Annotated in this window: 14 protein-coding genes and 1 riboswitch; of the genes, 6 read left to right on the forward strand and 8 right to left on the reverse strand. The window is 54.5% G+C overall.

From position 1 onward, the window contains the following. Window positions 1–7 precede the first annotated feature (7 nt). On the forward strand, window positions 8–469 hold the full coding sequence (locus ACR6JA_RS12135; protein ID WP_494492843.1) for a GNAT family N-acetyltransferase: 462 nt from the start codon (window positions 8–10) through the stop codon (window positions 467–469). On the opposite strand, the gene ACR6JA_RS12140 is transcribed toward ACR6JA_RS12135, so the two are convergent. Then, on the reverse strand, window positions 450–1,385 hold the full coding sequence (locus ACR6JA_RS12140; protein ID WP_494492844.1) for a LysR family transcriptional regulator: 936 nt from the start codon (window positions 1,383–1,385) through the stop codon (window positions 450–452). The genes ACR6JA_RS12135 and ACR6JA_RS12140 overlap by 20 nt on opposite strands. A gap of 255 nt (window positions 1,386–1,640) precedes the next feature. On the opposite strand from ACR6JA_RS12140, the gene ACR6JA_RS12145 reads away from it, so the two are divergent. Continuing rightward, window positions 1,641–2,252, forward strand: coding sequence for an FMN-dependent NADH-azoreductase (locus tag ACR6JA_RS12145; protein WP_205246341.1), 612 nt, complete (start codon window positions 1,641–1,643; stop codon window positions 2,250–2,252). Window positions 2,253–2,317: 65 nt separating this feature from the next. On the opposite strand, the gene lpxO is transcribed toward ACR6JA_RS12145, so the two are convergent. Together lpxO and ACR6JA_RS12155 are read right to left on the reverse strand one after the other, a co-directional pair. Next, window positions 2,318–3,220, reverse strand: coding sequence for a lipid A hydroxylase LpxO (lpxO, locus tag ACR6JA_RS12150; protein WP_008455165.1), 903 nt, complete (start codon window positions 3,218–3,220; stop codon window positions 2,318–2,320). 138 nt (window positions 3,221–3,358) lie between these two features. Continuing rightward, on the reverse strand, window positions 3,359–4,294 hold the full coding sequence (locus tag ACR6JA_RS12155; RefSeq protein WP_213712628.1) for a YadA C-terminal domain-containing protein: 936 nt from the start codon (window positions 4,292–4,294) through the stop codon (window positions 3,359–3,361). A gap of 452 nt (window positions 4,295–4,746) precedes the next feature. Next, window positions 4,747–4,843, forward strand: a riboswitch (TPP riboswitch). A gap of 38 nt (window positions 4,844–4,881) precedes the next feature. Between ACR6JA_RS12155 and thiM the strand changes: the two genes are divergently transcribed. The 3 genes from thiM (at window position 4,882) to ACR6JA_RS12170 (ending at window position 7,300) form a co-directional block, all read left to right on the forward strand. Beyond that, a complete protein-coding gene (thiM, locus tag ACR6JA_RS12160) occupies window positions 4,882–5,670 on the forward strand; it encodes a hydroxyethylthiazole kinase (protein ID WP_213712626.1) in 789 nt (262 codons plus the stop codon). Beyond that, window positions 5,667–6,467 (forward strand): bifunctional hydroxymethylpyrimidine kinase/phosphomethylpyrimidine kinase, encoded by an 801-nt coding sequence (thiD, locus tag ACR6JA_RS12165; RefSeq protein ID WP_166872472.1) that lies wholly within the window; start codon window positions 5,667–5,669, stop codon window positions 6,465–6,467. Before thiM ends, thiD begins: the two co-directional genes overlap by 4 nt. 86 nt (window positions 6,468–6,553) lie before the next feature. Continuing rightward, entirely contained in the window at window positions 6,554–7,300 is a 747-nt protein-coding gene (locus ACR6JA_RS12170; RefSeq protein ID WP_213712622.1) for a GntR family transcriptional regulator, read from the forward strand. Here ACR6JA_RS12170 and ACR6JA_RS12175 read toward each other — a convergent pair. Genes ACR6JA_RS12175 through ACR6JA_RS12185 form a run of 3 tightly spaced genes read right to left on the reverse strand, consistent with a single transcriptional unit; the run spans window position 7,274 to window position 10,549 of the window. Next, a complete protein-coding gene (locus ACR6JA_RS12175) occupies window positions 7,274–8,254 on the reverse strand; it encodes a PfkB family carbohydrate kinase (RefSeq protein ID WP_494492845.1) in 981 nt (326 codons plus the stop codon). The genes ACR6JA_RS12170 and ACR6JA_RS12175 overlap by 27 nt on opposite strands. Next, entirely contained in the window at window positions 8,241–9,254 is a 1,014-nt protein-coding gene (locus tag ACR6JA_RS12180) for an ADP-ribosylglycohydrolase family protein (RefSeq protein ID WP_494492846.1), read from the reverse strand. Before ACR6JA_RS12180 ends, ACR6JA_RS12175 begins: the two co-directional genes overlap by 14 nt. Window positions 9,255–9,256: 2 nt before the next feature. Beyond that, a complete protein-coding gene (locus tag ACR6JA_RS12185; protein WP_494493251.1) occupies window positions 9,257–10,549 on the reverse strand; it encodes a nucleoside permease in 1,293 nt (430 codons plus the stop codon). Window positions 10,550–10,808: 259 nt separating this feature from the next. Here ACR6JA_RS12185 and fbaB point away from each other — a divergent pair, with 259 nt between their 5' ends. Beyond that, on the forward strand, window positions 10,809–11,861 hold the full coding sequence (gene fbaB / locus ACR6JA_RS12190) for a class I fructose-bisphosphate aldolase (RefSeq protein WP_061277987.1): 1,053 nt from the start codon (window positions 10,809–10,811) through the stop codon (window positions 11,859–11,861). A 122-nt stretch (window positions 11,862–11,983) separates the two neighbouring features. Here fbaB and yegS read toward each other — a convergent pair whose 3' ends face one another. Then, a complete protein-coding gene (gene yegS / locus ACR6JA_RS12195) occupies window positions 11,984–12,883 on the reverse strand; it encodes a lipid kinase YegS (protein ID WP_213712616.1) in 900 nt (299 codons plus the stop codon). Between the two features lie 171 nt (window positions 12,884–13,054). Then, window positions 13,055–14,185 (reverse strand): acyltransferase family protein, encoded by a 1,131-nt coding sequence (locus ACR6JA_RS12200; RefSeq protein ID WP_494492847.1) that lies wholly within the window; start codon window positions 14,183–14,185, stop codon window positions 13,055–13,057. Window positions 14,186–14,276 lie beyond the last annotated feature (91 nt).

Genomic DNA, 14,276 nt, shown 5'->3' on the forward strand with positions numbered 1-14,276 from the left:
GGGATTAATGGGAGGGATAGCCGTGCTACGAGTAATGCTGGTGACGCCAGGGCATGAAGGCTTTGCTGCGCTCAAAGCGCAAAGCCTCGGGGAACACTTCAATATGCTTCGCCGGCTCGAAGCCAACTGGCTTAGCGGAGATAACCGTTTTAACGCCCCCGGAGAAAAACTGCTGGGTATCTTTGCCGACGAAGAACTGGTCGGCATTGGCGGGCTTAATCGCGACCCGTTTTCAGAGGATAAGCGCGCGGGACGCATTCGACACCTGTACCTTAGCCCGGCCTGGCGGGGGAAAGGGATAGGGCAGCAACTGCTGCAGGCCTTACTTTCTGGCGGGCATGGGTGGTTCGATTTTTACAATACTCATGCCCCCGAACACGCGTTTCGTTTTTATGAGGCCGCCGGGTTTCAGGCCGTTTCCGGTGAGGAGAGGGTGACTCACCGGTTGTTTATTCGCTGCCAGATTTAGGTAAGCCGGCGGCCAGTTTGGCCGGGCAGAGGTTTTTAAGCCGTTCAATCAGCCAGCGTCCGGCCGGGCCGGGCGGGGAGGCAATCGGGTAGACGCCAAACATCGGCAGCGCGAGCCCGCCCGGCGGAACATCCTCAATGTCCAGCCGCACCAGCCGCCCCTCGCGAATATCTCGTTCGACAACGTGTGACGGCATACTGCCCCAGCCGAGGCCATCGAGCAAAAAGGCGTGTTTGGCCAGCAGATCGCCCAGCCGCCAGGTGGAAGGCGACATCACGCCAAACTCTTTCCCTTTGGAAAGCTCCGAGCGGTCGGTCAGTACCAGCTGAACGTGTTTGGTCAGCTCAGCTTTGGGCACCATGCCTTCGAACTGCGCCAGTGGGTGATCGGGCGCGGCTACCATTACCAGCGAAACGCCGGTCAGACGCTCCCCGGTCAGCGAGGCCGGCATATCCGGCAGTGAGCCAAGAATACCAATCCCCGCGCTGCCGTTAAGCACCGGTTTGTAGCCACCGCCCAGCGCTTCAACAAACAGGCGCAGAGGTGTGCCGGGGAACTGTTCGCGGAAGGCTTTGGCCGCCGAAGTCATCGCCTCCAGCGGGAAGAAAACGTCCACCACCACCGAGAGTTCAGATTCCAGCCCCGACGACATACCGCGTGCTCGCGCCTTCATAAAATCAACACCAGAGACAATGCCGCGGGCATCGGCCAGCAGCACTTCTCCCTCGGGCGTGAGCTTCGGATAGCGGCCTGAGCGGTCGAACAGCTGTACGCCAATCTGGGCTTCCAGCCCTTTAATCAAATCGCTGATCACCGACTGGGCGCGGTACATCTTGCGGGCGGCCGCAGAGAAGCTGCCTTCGTCGACGGCGGCAATAAACGTGCGAAGTTGGTCCAGCGAAATACCGTCCAGCATTGTGGTTCCTGCCTGGCAGTGAAGGGGTGAAGCGCAATATAGCCCTTCGGCATGGGTTTGTCATTGGCGATGATGTATCGGGAATGACGATGGATTGCATCGAAATATAACGGCTATTCGGGTGAGAAAGGCGGTGGCATAGTGGCTGCCATGTTCAGCGAATCTTAAAGATTGAGCACACCTATGTTAACGGCTCTAAAAAAACTCTTAACGCGCTTATCCACTAAACCAGGCTCCATTTCAGAGGCTAAAACGATGTCGACTATCCTGCATATTGATACCAGTGTTCTGGGCGGTTATTCCGTCAGCCGCCAGCTTTCGGCGGAGATTGTTGCCCGCCAGAAAACGCTGCACCCCGGTGCCACCGTGATTTACCGCGACCTGGTGCAGTCCCCGGCTCAGCACCTGTCCGACAAGCACATTGCCGCTTTCCAGGGCGCGGAAGTGACCGACGCTGAGCTGGGTGCAGATCTCGCGGCCGGTGGGGCGTTTATTGACGACCTGTTCGCCGCAGACGTGATTGTCATTGGCGTGCCGATGTACAACTTTTCTATTCCATCCCAGCTTAAGGCGTGGATCGACCGCGTTTGTGTGGCTGGACGCACCTTCCAGTACGGCGCCAACGGCCCGGAAGGCCTGCTGCCAAAAGGCAAAAAAGTGTTTATCGCGTCTTCTCGCGGCGGCCAGTACACCGGCGACAGCCCGGCGGCATTCCTGGAACATCAGGAGTCCTATTTGAAAGCGGTACTGGGCTTCATTGGCCTGACCGATGTGACCATTATTCGCGCAGAAAACCTGAGCCGTGGCGACGAAGCGAAAAGCGCCGCACTCGCCGATGCGAAAAACCAGATTGCGTCACTGGCCTGATTACGGATAACGGATAACGAGCCCTGGCTATTACTGCAAAGGCTCGTTTATTTCGCGGAGGTGAACTAAAACGCCCGCCAGATAAGCACGGCAATCCCGCCAAACAGGATCCATTTCACGATGTAATACACCGTTTTATTCCAGCTTTTTAACTTCTTGCCGACGATACGAATCTGATAGATGTAGCGGAAAGCGCGGTTGATCCCACCGATGCGGTCGTTTTCATCGTTAGGTGCCGACGCGGCGCTCATCAGGTTGCGCCCCAGCCAGTGGTTAACCGCCTGAGCCCAGCGGTAGCGCATCGGTCTTTCCACGTCGCAGAACAGAATCAGGCGATTTTCGCCGCTGGTATTTTCCGCGTAGTGAATATAGGTTTCATCGAACAGCACGCCTTCACCGTCCCGCCAGCTATAGCGCTTCCCGTCCACTTCAATAAAGCAGCGATCGTCATTCGGGGTCGCAAGCCCCAGGTGAAAACGCAGCGAACCGGCGTAGGGATCCCGGTGCCTCGGCAGGCGGCTGCCGTCGGGCAGGGTGGCGAACATCGCAGCTTTGATGGAAGGAATGGTGCGCAGTAGTTCGGTGGTTTTCGGGCACAGTATGCTGGCCGACGGGTGGGCGTTTTCATACCATTTCAGGTAAAAGCGCTTCCAGCCTGTTTTAAAGAAGGAGTTGAAACCGGCGTCGTTAAATTTATCCGCGGCTTTTATCTGCTCCATTTGTTGCAGATGCATACCTTCGTCGCGAATCACTTCCCAGTTTTCCCGCAGCGTTGTCAGCTCGGGAAAGGTTTCCGGCGTCAAATAGGGCGTATTTGGCACCCTGGAGAAAAGATACATAAAACCGTTAAGCGGGGCGGTAAACGTGGAATGGTCCGACAGCTGCCGCCAGAAACGAAAGCGAATCTTGCCGCGGTAATGTACATAGACCACTGAAATAATAATGATGAGTAAAATAATATATTTCATATTGTTATCTGACCACTGTGTTTTTTTTGCTCATTCCCTGCCGGGCCAAAGCCCCGACTGCCAAAAATGCGCCTTTGAAAAGACGCTGAAATAGAGCTTAGCAGTGGTTTTAGCGAAGTAAATGTTGCCTGGGAAAACTTACCAGCCTACAGATAACCCCGCGCCGTAACCCACGTTGTTTTCTGTATCGTCACTGACGGTGGCTTTCACAACAACAGCATTTCCGATACGTGTAGAGGCGCCCACGGCTAAAGCATTTTCACCTTCATAGCCGCCAATCCCTGCCCCTATAGCCACGGTTTGATTATTCATCACCTGCGGTATATTGCTCATTGCCATCGCGCCAGAGATACCCGCGTTGGCCTCTTTTTGATTATTGTTAACTTCGTCTTTTAATGCAGAAAATGCATTATTTAATTTGTCTATCGATTGGCTGTTGGCCTGAATCAGGCGGGTATTATTTTCTGCATGTTCCGTATTTAAAGAAATATTGTTAGCGTTAGTGGATACGCGTGCCTGCGTTACCGTATCAAGTTTCGTTTCGGTGGTCGTCAGGACATTTGTGCCACTAATACCGTTGGTCCCATTTTTACCATCCACACCGTTTTTTACCTGAGACTGGACATATTCGATCATCGCTTTATCTTTGGCTGCCTGGCGGTCGGCATCCGTCGCCGTGCTGTCCAGGTGTGAACTCTTGTCTATTGCGGGCGATACTACCGGAGAGGTAGTCGTTGTCGTTGATGGGGTAAGCGTGCTGGCGACGATAGTGTGAGGGGCATCGAGATGTGGAGTAACTGGCTCTGAATGGCCGCCATCCAGATGTGGCGTAGTGGTAATCTTACCTACAAAATCGCTTGTGTAATTTGTATTATGGGCGTGGTCATAATCTCGTATAGCCTGCTGTTGTGTGGCATCCATATTTTCAAAACTGACGTTAGCTTCTTCCCACGTAATGGATTTTTTCACCATATTGTTATAGAAGTCACTCACCGTATCAGCTCTGGCAGAAGCCGAAAGCACTAAAACACCTAACACTACAGCTAATGATTGACTAACGTTAACGAATTTCATTTTTCTCTCGCCATAAATAATTAATCTAAACGCGGCAGTACGTTATTTAGCGCACTGATAACGGCGATGAACTATCCCGAAATGTGATCATTCGGTCTTTGATCTAAATCATAAGAAAATTCTTAGTTGAGAGCGTTTGAAAGCGATAAAACAGGCCGTTCACATTCCCCCTTTGTGCTGGTGCCAGGTCGCTCACACGGCTGTTACAATCGGGGCGGAAGGCTTACGTTTGAAAGTCCAGTTATGTGTGGTGTCGTGTAATGAAAAAATAGAAAAGGGCAGTTAAATTCGACGAGAGAATTTCTTCACTAAGTCGCCCTAAATGAAGTCAGTGTCAACCCAGCCGCCACCTGCAATCCGCAAAGCACCGCTTTTGCCGTTTACAAGACTTCCCGCTGGCATTACCATCCTCTGCATGGATTAATGACCTGCATTAATCGCAACATATTGCTGTAAATGACTCGGGGTGCCCTTCTTTGTGAAGGCTGAGAAATACCCGTACCACCTGATCTGGATAATGCCAGCGTAGGGAAGTCAGATGCCTGTCCGGCGTCCCTTCTTTCACGCCGGACAGGAGCCTTACCGTTATGCAACCTGACCTGCTACCCGGCGCAACCGCCGCCTCTGTTTTACACCACCTCCGTCAGCATTCGCCGCTGGTTCACTGCATGACCAATGACGTAGTGCAAACCTTTACCGCTAACGTGCTGCTGGCGCTTGGGGCTGCCCCGGCGATGGTGATTGAAGCCGAAGAAGCGGCACAATTTAGCGGGCTTGCCAGCGCGCTGCTGATCAACATTGGCACCCTGACTTCAGAACGCGCGACGGCGATGCTGGCTGCTATTCACGCCGCCAATAGCGCCGAAACGCCGTGGGCACTAGACCCGGTCGCCGTGGGTGGTTTGGCTTTCCGCACGCGCTTCGCTCGCGAAATTATTCAACTGAAACCAGCCGCCATTCGCGGTAATGCGTCTGAAATCATGGCGTTGGCAGGGGAGCAGGCCGGAGGCCGTGGCGTAGACAGCACCGATGATGCACTTTCGGCGATCCCGGCGGCGCAAAAGCTGGCGCGCGAAACCGGTGCAGTGGTTGCCGTAACCGGAGAAACTGATTACGTCACCGATGGCGAACGAACGTTTGCCGTGACCGGCGGGGGAGAACTCATGACGCGTGTGGTCGGCACCGGCTGCGCGCTTTCCGCCGTGGTTGCTGCGTGCTGTGCTTTACCGGGAGACAGGCTGGACAATGTCGCCAGCGCCTGCCGCTTTATGTCGCTTGCCGGCGAGCAGGCCATCGCCGCCAGCCGTGGGCCGGGCAGTTTTACCCCAGCCTTCCTCGACGCCCTTTATCTGCTGAATGCGGAGGGGCTGGCATGAAACGCATCAACGCATTAACTATTGCCGGAACCGATCCAAGCGGTGGGGCGGGGATCCAGGCCGATCTGAAAACTTTCTCCGCGCTCGGCGCTTACGGCACAAGCGTGATCACTGCGCTGGTGGCGCAGAATACCCGTGGCGTGCAGTCCGTTTACCGTATTGAGCCTGAGTTTGTGGCGGCGCAGTTAGATTCTGTCTTGAGCGACGTGCGAATAGACACCACAAAAATTGGCATGCTGGCAGAGGCCGATATCGTTGAAGCCGTCGCAGAGCGACTGGCGTTCTATAAGGCACCAAACGTGGTGCTGGATACGGTGATGCTGGCGAAAAGCGGCGATCCGCTGCTGGCCCCGTCGGCGGTGGAAAGCTTACGTCGGAAGCTATTGCCGCATGTCGCGCTGATCACCCCCAATCTCCCGGAAGCGGCAGCGTTGCTGGATGCGCCCCACGCGCGCAGTGAAAAAGAGATGCGCGAACAGGGTGAAGCGCTGCTGGCAATGGGCTGCGAGGCTGTGCTGATGAAAGGCGGGCACCTCGACGACGCAGAAAGCCCGGACTGGCTATTTACTCGCCACGATGTCCAGCGCTTTACCGCGCCGCGCGTGCAAACAAAAAACACCCACGGCACTGGCTGTACTTTATCTGCCGCGCTGGCTGCGCTCCGCCCCCGCCATGACGACTGGGCGCAAACCGTGGCTGCCGCAAAAATCTGGTTGTCGAAGGCGCTGGCTCAGGCGGATTCGCTAGAGGTCGGGCACGGTATCGGCCCGGTACATCATTTTCACGAATGGTGGTAACTGTCGGTTAAGAGAGAAGTTTTTAGCCAGCGTAATACCAGTGGTACTATACTGGCTTCATCTTCCCTGCCGGACAATTGCGTACCATGGAACAGGCTCATCACCAGTTAGTTGAACAGCTCAAACAGCGCTTTGCCGCCCCGGATAACGCTCCTCTATACCTCAAGTTTGTCGAAACGGTGAAAAACGCCGTGCGCGCGGGCCTGTTGCCGCAGGGCAATATCCTGCCGGGGGAACGCGATCTCAGTCAGCTTACGGGAGTGTCACGCATTACCGTGCGCAAGGCGATGCAGGCGCTGGAAGATGACGGCGTGGTGACGCGTTCGCGCGGCTACGGAACGCAAATTAATGCGACGTTTGAGTATTCGCTGAAAGAGGCCAGGGGCTTTTCGCAGCAGGTTGTGCTCCGGGGTAAAAAGCCAAATACGCTGTGGGTGAACAAACGCGTGGTGAAATGCCCGGCAGACGTGGCTGAACAGCTCGCGATCCCGGCTGAAAGCGAGGTTTTTCTGCTCAAGCGCATTCGCTACGTGGATGAAGATGCGGTGTCTATCGAAGAGTCTTACGTGCCGACCGGGCTGATTGCCGACCCGGATGAGATTGGCGTTTCGCTGTACGACTACTTCCGCAGCCAGAACATTATTCCGCAGCGCACCCGCAGCCGGGTCAGCGCCAGAATGCCGGACAGTGAATTCCAGTCACACATCAAACTGGAAACGCCGGTGCCGGTTTTGGTCATCAAACAGGTAGCGTTCGACCCGCACAACCGGCCCATCGAGTACAGCATCAGCCATTGCCGCAGCGACTTATACGTTTTCGTCTGCGAGGAGTAAGGTTTGCTCGAGCTGCGCGAGTTTTGGCGCGCAGTCCCCGCCCCGGTGGCCGACCACGTAGCTGGCTACCGCATTCCCGAGGCTGACTGCTTCTTCCAGGCTCCAGCCTGCCGCCAGGCCCGCAATTGTGCCGCCCGCGTGGCTGTCGCCCGCGCCAATGGTATCCACGACGGTAGTCGGGAAGGGCGCAGCGATCCCCATGTTATCGTCGGCCGCAAACCACGCGCCGTCCTTATCTAAACGAACGATCAGCGGGCTGCCGTAGCGGGTGAGCCATGCACGGCAAATCGCTTCAATATTTTCCGCTTCCACGCCAAGCCATTCGGCAACAATCGCCGCTTCCTGACGGTTGAGCGAAACAATCGGTTTGCAGGCCATAATCCGCGCCAGCAGCGGCTTCGGGATATCCGCGATACGCGGGCCAAAGTCGATGAATGGGGTAATTGCCCGCAGCGACTCCAGCCAGCTAACGAGCAGTTCCGCACACGGCCCGGCAAGCTGGTAGCCAGAGAGCGACAGCAGGCTATCTGGCGGGATGGTCAGGCCGTCAAGCCAGGCCTGATTCCACTGATGCTCGACGCCGCGAAACGACATAAAGGTGCGTTCGCCGTCGGGTTCGACCAGCGCCAGGCACCAGCCGTTATCTCCCGTATCGGTGTGGATCTCGCTGCGGATGTGCTGTTTTTCCAGGCTGTTGCGAATAATGTCGGCCCAGGTGCCCTGGCCAATTGGCAGCGCGTTCTGCGAGTCAATGCCGAGGCGCGAAAGCGTGATGGCGATGTTCAGCGCGCAGCCGCCAATGTTCACGCCCTGCTGATGCAGTTCGATATCGCAGCCGCGCCACGGTAGGGCGTAGGCGTCGGCGATGACGTCAATCACCGCCGAACCGAGCACGCAAACCGGGCGCTGAGCCTGCAGCTGGGGCAGTTTGCTCAGCAGTTCATTTGGCTTCATGGCTGGCCTCTCTTTGCTGGCGATAGGTCATAAAGATGCGGCTGTAGCGCGTGAAGTCGAGCTGGTTCTCTTCATCCAGCTCCTGTTTCAGCGCCGGGGCGATGCTTTCCACGCCGTTCAGCGCGCCGCAGATAGCGGTAGCCATGGCGCCGATGGTGTCGGTATCTCCGCCGAGATTGGCGCACAGGATGGCGCAGCGGTTAGGGTCGGTTTTTGCCAGTTCGACCATCGCAATCGCCGCCGGTACTGACTCAACGGTGCTGGTACCGGTGCCGACCAACTGGTAAATCTCTTCCATGGCGGATTCGGTGCCGCGCGCTTTTCTTGCCACGCTCAGCGCTAATTCCAGACGTGCCGCGAGGGACGCGCTAAATGTCGTGATGCGTTTTTCCTGCGCGTGGCGGGCGATGGATGGCAGCTCATCGCAAATTGTGGCCCAGCTTGTACCGTCAATAGCACGGGAAATGGCCCAGGCAATAACGACCGCCCCGGCAATGGCCAGATCTGATTTGTGCGTCGGGCTCGAAGCTAACGCGACCTCATCCACAAACTCATCTAGACTGGCCGTGGGCAGCAGGCAGCCAAGCGGGGAGGCACGCATCGCGGCCCCGTTGGTTACGCCGTTGTTTTCCAGCTCGCTTACTGGCGTGCCTTGTTTAATCGCATTCAGGGCTATTTTCGACGTCGGGCCGAGCACGTTTTTGTTAAACGCGTCGAACCCTTCTGCCCACGCCAGAATATGGCGGCCAATGGCGTCCGGGTTGATAGCCCCGTGGTGCTCGATGATGGCGTCCGCCAGCGCCAGCGCCATTGAGGTGTCATCGGTAAACTTAGCGCGGGTAAAATAACAGGCGGCGTTGTTTTCTGCCGGACCCGGCAGGAACTTGTCTATCCAGCCGAAGTGGGCCTTCACCCGCGAGCGCGGCCACAGTTCGGACGGCATCCCCATCGCATCACCTAACATCTGGCCGTAAAAGGCTCCCAGAATACGATTTTCCATTGTTACGCTTCCTTAAATACTTTTTCAGATTCATCACCGGCAACGGCGATGGCAGCAATCTCTTTGTCCGACTCGCGGAAGAAGACCATGAACAGCACGGCGATGACGGCAATCATTATTGCGCCAAAGCCCCACATCCCCGCCCAGTTAAAGGTCTGACCGTTCACCGGTGAGGAGTAAGCAAACATTTTTTCCATCATTTTGCCGCCGAGGCTGTAGCCCAGCAGGCTGCCGAAGCCCTGGCAGCAAAGGGTGATCAGCCCCTGCGCCGCGGTGCGCATGTACACCGGGGATTTCTTGTCTACGTAAATGTAGGCGGTGACGTAGTAGAAGTCGTAGCTCACGCCGTGCAGCAAAATGCCGAGGAACAGCAGGCCGTAAGTGAACAGGTGCGACGCGTCGCCGTACACAAAGAAGCCGTAGCGGATGGCGGCGGTGATCAGGCCCAGCAGCAGAACCTTTTTAATACCAAAGCGCTTAGTGAAGAAAGGCAGCGCCAGCATAAAGAAGATTTCCGAGAACTGGCCAAGCGTCATCCAGCCCGTGGCGTTGTGCATCCCGACTTCGGTTAGATAGCCGTTGGCGAAGATGTAGTAGAACGCCAGCGGCATCGCAAACAGGAAGGAACAGAAGAAGAAGACCAGGAAGTTTTTATCCTTCAGCAGCACCAGCGCGTCCAGGCCCAGCATCACTTTCAGGCTGAGCTTGCCGGTGCTTTTCGGCGGCGTGTTCGGCAGGAACAACGCGAATACGCCTAACATAACCGAGCTGATGGCGGTGATCAGCAGCGGCACGTTGGTTGGCGAGATATCGCTAAAGCCCATTATCTGCGGTAGGAAGCCACACACGATCCCGGAGGCAATCCAGCCGATGGTGCCCATCACGCGAATACGCGGGAAATCACGCTCCACGTCGTCGACGTTGGAAAACGCGATGCTGTTGGTCAGCGCGATGGTCGGCATATAGGTGAGCGAGTAAGCCAGAAGCAGCGGGAAGAAATAGACAAACTCCGTTTGCTGGGCGGCCAGATACATCAGCCCGGCGCCGACAAACATCAGCAGCGCCAGTACTTTTTGTGCGGCAAAGAAGCGGTCGGTCAGCGAGCCGACCAGAATAGGAGACAGAATAGCAGCGATGGCGGTGCAGGCGTAGGACCAGCCGATTTCACCGGCGGTAAAACCACTTTTGTTGAGGAACAGCCACAGGGGCACAAACCAGGCGCCCCAGATAAACCATTCCATAAACATCATGAACGAAAGGCTAATCGTTGTACGTTTCATGCTCAGGACCTTCATGACAGGTGTAGGGTGTGCCTTAACCATACCAATGAATAATACCTTTTAAATACCTTTGTGTCGATTCTATGATCGCCCTTGCAAAATTAGCCGGGGTGGCCACCTGGCTTTACTCCTGGAAAGGAGGCAAAAGTGCGCTTGAACTGGCAAATCCCCGCTGTCGGTACCAGGATTAGTGCGGCCGGTTTTTTCGACCCGGCAGAACAGGATTCTTCATGCGCAGCGGGCAGGGGGCTCGCTGCCCTTACGGGAGCGTATTATGACTGATATTGCGCAGTTGCTTGGCAAAGATGCCGACGGCTTGTTACAGCATCGTTGTATGACTATTCCGGCAGACCAGCTTTATCTGCCCGGCTCGGACTACGTTGACAGGGTGATGGTGGACAACAATCGCCCGCCTGCGGTGCTGCGAAACATGCAGACGCTGTACAACACCGGGCGTCTGGCAGGGACTGGTTACCTCTCTATTCTTCCCGTCGACCAGGGCGTTGAACACTCGGCGGGGGCTTCTTTCGCCGCGAACCCGCTCTACTTCGATCCGAAAAACATCGTTGAACTGGCCATCGAGGCAGGCTGTAACTGCGTAGCTTCTACCTATGGCGTACTGGCCTCGGTTTCACGCCGCTATGCCCACCGCATTCCGTTCCTGGTGAAGCTTAATCACAATGAGACGTTGAGCTACCCGACCACCTACGATCAAACGCTGTACGCCAGCGTAGAGCAGGCCTTCAACATGGGTGCCGTTGCTGTCGGGGCCACGATTTACTTTGGTTCACCGGAATCCCGCCGCCAGATTGAAGAGATCTCCGCCGCATTTGAGCGTGCGCATGAACTTGGCCTGGTCACCGTGCTGTGGGCCTATCTGCGTAACTCCGCGTTTAAAAAAGACGGGGTGGATTATCACGTCAGCGCCGACTTAACCGGGCAGGCTAACCACCTGGCGGCGACTATCGGGGCCGATATCGTGAAGCAAAAAATGGCGGAGAATAACGGCGGCTATAAAGCGGTAAACTTTGGCTACACCGACGAAAAAGTTTACAGCAAGCTGACCACCGACAACCCTATCGACCTGGTGCGCTACCAGCTGGCTAACTGCTACATGGGCCGCGCCGGCCTTATCAACTCTGGTGGTGCCGCAGGCGGCGAAACTGACCTGGCAGATGCGGTGCGTACGGCGGTGATCAACAAACGTGCGGGCGGTATGGGGCTGATTCTGGGGCGTAAAGCGTTTAAGAAATCAATGGTCGACGGCGTGAAGCTGATCAACGCCGTGCAGGATGTTTACCTGAATGAGAAAGTGACTATCGCTTAAGCTCTGTTGAGTAAGGTTATAAGGCCCTCTTTTATGAGGGCTTTTTTATGCGGGTTTTTATACTGCGGCATTATTACCCTCTCCCTGGAAGGGAGAGGGGGAAAAGGCTTCACCGTGCTGGCTTACCCCAATAGCGGGCAATTAGGCGGTAAACGACAGGCCAGCGCATTCGGATGCACTTCAATGCGAAAATGCCGTCCGCTTAGCGGTTCCCCGTCCAGGTTAAAGGTAATATCGTGCGGGGCCGAAATCTCAAACCAGGCCGATTTCCCTTCAATAATGTTTGGGTTTTCATCCGGGCGCGTGAGCGTAGTCAACAGCGCAGGAAGCAGGTCTTCACCGGTGAAAATCCGTAGATCAAGCAGCCCGTCGTTGATCAACGCCTCCGGGCAAAGCTGTTGCCCGCCGCCGGCCTGGCAACCGTTACCGATGCCGATCACTAATGCGTCGCCCTGCCAGCTAAAGCCTTCTCCGCGAATGTCGCAGCGATCCGGCTTGAGCATGTCCATGCGCATTAAACCGTGAATAAAATAAGAGACACCGCCAAGCGCTGCTTTGAGTTTTTCCGGCGTTTCGGTGGTGATGCGTGTGCCAAATCCGCCGGTCGCCATGTTGATGAAGAAGGCTTCTTCGTTGACCTGCACCAGGTCGATGTTGGCGGCTTTGCCAAACAGTGCGAGGCGCAGCGCTTTTTCAAAGTCCTCAGGAATACCGACGCTGGTGGCAAAGTCGTTGGCCGTCCCCAGCGGGAGAATGCCCAATGCCGGGCGGCTGCCCGCAGAAAGCTTCGCGAGGCAGGTGGCAATTTCATTGATTGTGCCGTCACCGCCGCCGGCAACCACGGTGTCTACGCCGAGGCTCAGGGCTTCGTCAATGTAACGTTCGGCATCACCTTTTTCCCAGGTCACCCTGATATGCAAGGTGTAACCTTCCTCACGAAGCGTATGCACGGCCTCGCGCAGCTGTGGGTTACCGGCGCCTTTACCGTTCAGAATCAAAAATGAATGCGGGGATCTCTCCATGACTTACCTCAGAAAAGTGAGCATTATCAAAGTGTAGAGCAAAGCGGGCACGAGGGAGTAAGAACTGGCTGAATCAGCGGAAAAGAAAGAACATAGAGATAACCCTGCGATCGCTTTCCACCCGGAGTATCGCCCGGCAAAACGGGTGGAATTTGGACCGCAGGTCGGCAGTTAGCCAGCCGGATTCTCCGTAATCTGCCGCGACTCTGACTTTGGCAGGAATTTGTTTTTTAACACCCGGGTTAATCGAACCTCAATATTTTTATGTGTTAAATGAGCAACGAATATAGATAATGAAATTGCGATCAATACAGTGGCTGCACCTCTGTATTCAGCCGGTTCAAATGACGACATTCTTTTCACTACGGCAATTCCAATTGCACCATGAAGCAAGTAGAGTGAGAATGAAATCTCGCCGAGATAAACTAATACACGTGGGATGATTTTTTTAATGACAGGCTCGCCAAGCGTTAAAAATAAAACAAATAAAGCGATTAATATTGTACTTTCAATGTTAAAAGCTCGAATTTCTCCACTTTTTATTCCAAATGCGATGTAGATGAATAAAAATAAAGCGATCAACCCCGCAACGATAGGCATATTATTAGACAGAAATTTATTCTTTAGCTTAATGTAGAGATATCCGGCCGCTGCGCCAATAATAAATTCAAGAAAAAGAGGATTAGTCAACAGTCCCAGGGCTGGCGACGAGAAAGGGTAACCTTCTATACCTACGGTAGGTTGAAAGCCTGCCATAAAGGGAATAATACCAACCATTACAATCCCGAAGCCAATGAGTGCTAATAAGCGATGTTTAACCAGTAGGCATAAGGCAAATGCGATATAAAAATAAACTTCATAATTAAGTGTCCAACGGACGTTATACATGCCACCATCATCAATGTAGTGTGGTGTTATAGATGTCTTGTAAACGGTGAATGTGAGTGCGCTAAATAAGTTTTGTACTTTGTCAGGGTAATGAAAGGTACTCATTGCACCAGATAGAAAAAATGCAATAAGGAGACCTATGTAGTATAAAGGAATAATGCGTATTGCTCTGTTTATCAGAAACCGCTTTGCTGAAGATATTTTGGCAGCGTAATGTTGGGTTGTGTAGATCATAATAAATCCGCTAATGACAAAGAAAATATCAACGCCGATAATTCCCCAGCCAAACAACGCATCCCAAATATTCTGACCCGTTTCGCCCTGCTCCTTGAGGAAAAAACGATAGTGAAAAAAAATGACTAAAAATGCAGCGATGCCGCGCAGAGCCTGGAGCGATTCAAGTTTCTTATCCATAGACTACCTCAATAGATTTATCGGCAATAATAACTAATTTTCCTTATGGGAGCACATGAATTTCTTTTTTCAAAATCAGTGTTTTTTTCTG

This window comes from Cedecea sp. B1(4), assembly GCF_059414925.1.

Excerpts from the sequence above, each read along its gene's own strand:
- ACR6JA_RS12200 (WP_494492847.1), bottom strand. The coding sequence starts at position 14,185 with ATGGATAAGAAACTTGAATCGCTCCAGGCTCTGCGCGGCATCGCTGCA.
- ACR6JA_RS12140 (WP_494492844.1), bottom strand. The coding sequence starts at position 1,385 with ATGCTGGACGGTATTTCGCTGGACCAACTTCGCACGTTTATTGCCGCC.
- ACR6JA_RS12185 (WP_494493251.1), bottom strand. The coding sequence starts at position 10,549 with ATGAAGGTCCTGAGCATGAAACGTACAACGATTAGCCTTTCGTTCATG.
- ACR6JA_RS12145 (WP_205246341.1), top strand. The coding sequence starts at position 1,641 with ATGTCGACTATCCTGCATATTGATACCAGTGTTCTGGGCGGTTATTCC.
- ACR6JA_RS12135 (WP_494492843.1), top strand. The coding sequence starts at position 8 with ATGGGAGGGATAGCCGTGCTACGAGTAATGCTGGTGACGCCAGGGCAT.
- yegS (WP_213712616.1), bottom strand. The coding sequence starts at position 12,883 with ATGGAGAGATCCCCGCATTCATTTTTGATTCTGAACGGTAAAGGCGCC.
- fbaB (WP_061277987.1), top strand. The coding sequence starts at position 10,809 with ATGACTGATATTGCGCAGTTGCTTGGCAAAGATGCCGACGGCTTGTTA.
- thiD (WP_166872472.1), top strand. The coding sequence starts at position 5,667 with ATGAAACGCATCAACGCATTAACTATTGCCGGAACCGATCCAAGCGGT.
- ACR6JA_RS12170 (WP_213712622.1), top strand. The coding sequence starts at position 6,554 with ATGGAACAGGCTCATCACCAGTTAGTTGAACAGCTCAAACAGCGCTTT.
- ACR6JA_RS12180 (WP_494492846.1), bottom strand. The coding sequence starts at position 9,254 with ATGGAAAATCGTATTCTGGGAGCCTTTTACGGCCAGATGTTAGGTGAT.
- thiM (WP_213712626.1), top strand. The coding sequence starts at position 4,882 with ATGCAACCTGACCTGCTACCCGGCGCAACCGCCGCCTCTGTTTTACAC.
- ACR6JA_RS12155 (WP_213712628.1), bottom strand. The coding sequence starts at position 4,294 with ATGAAATTCGTTAACGTTAGTCAATCATTAGCTGTAGTGTTAGGTGTT.
- lpxO (WP_008455165.1), bottom strand. The coding sequence starts at position 3,220 with ATGAAATATATTATTTTACTCATCATTATTATTTCAGTGGTCTATGTA.
- ACR6JA_RS12175 (WP_494492845.1), bottom strand. The coding sequence starts at position 8,254 with ATGAAGCCAAATGAACTGCTGAGCAAACTGCCCCAGCTGCAGGCTCAG.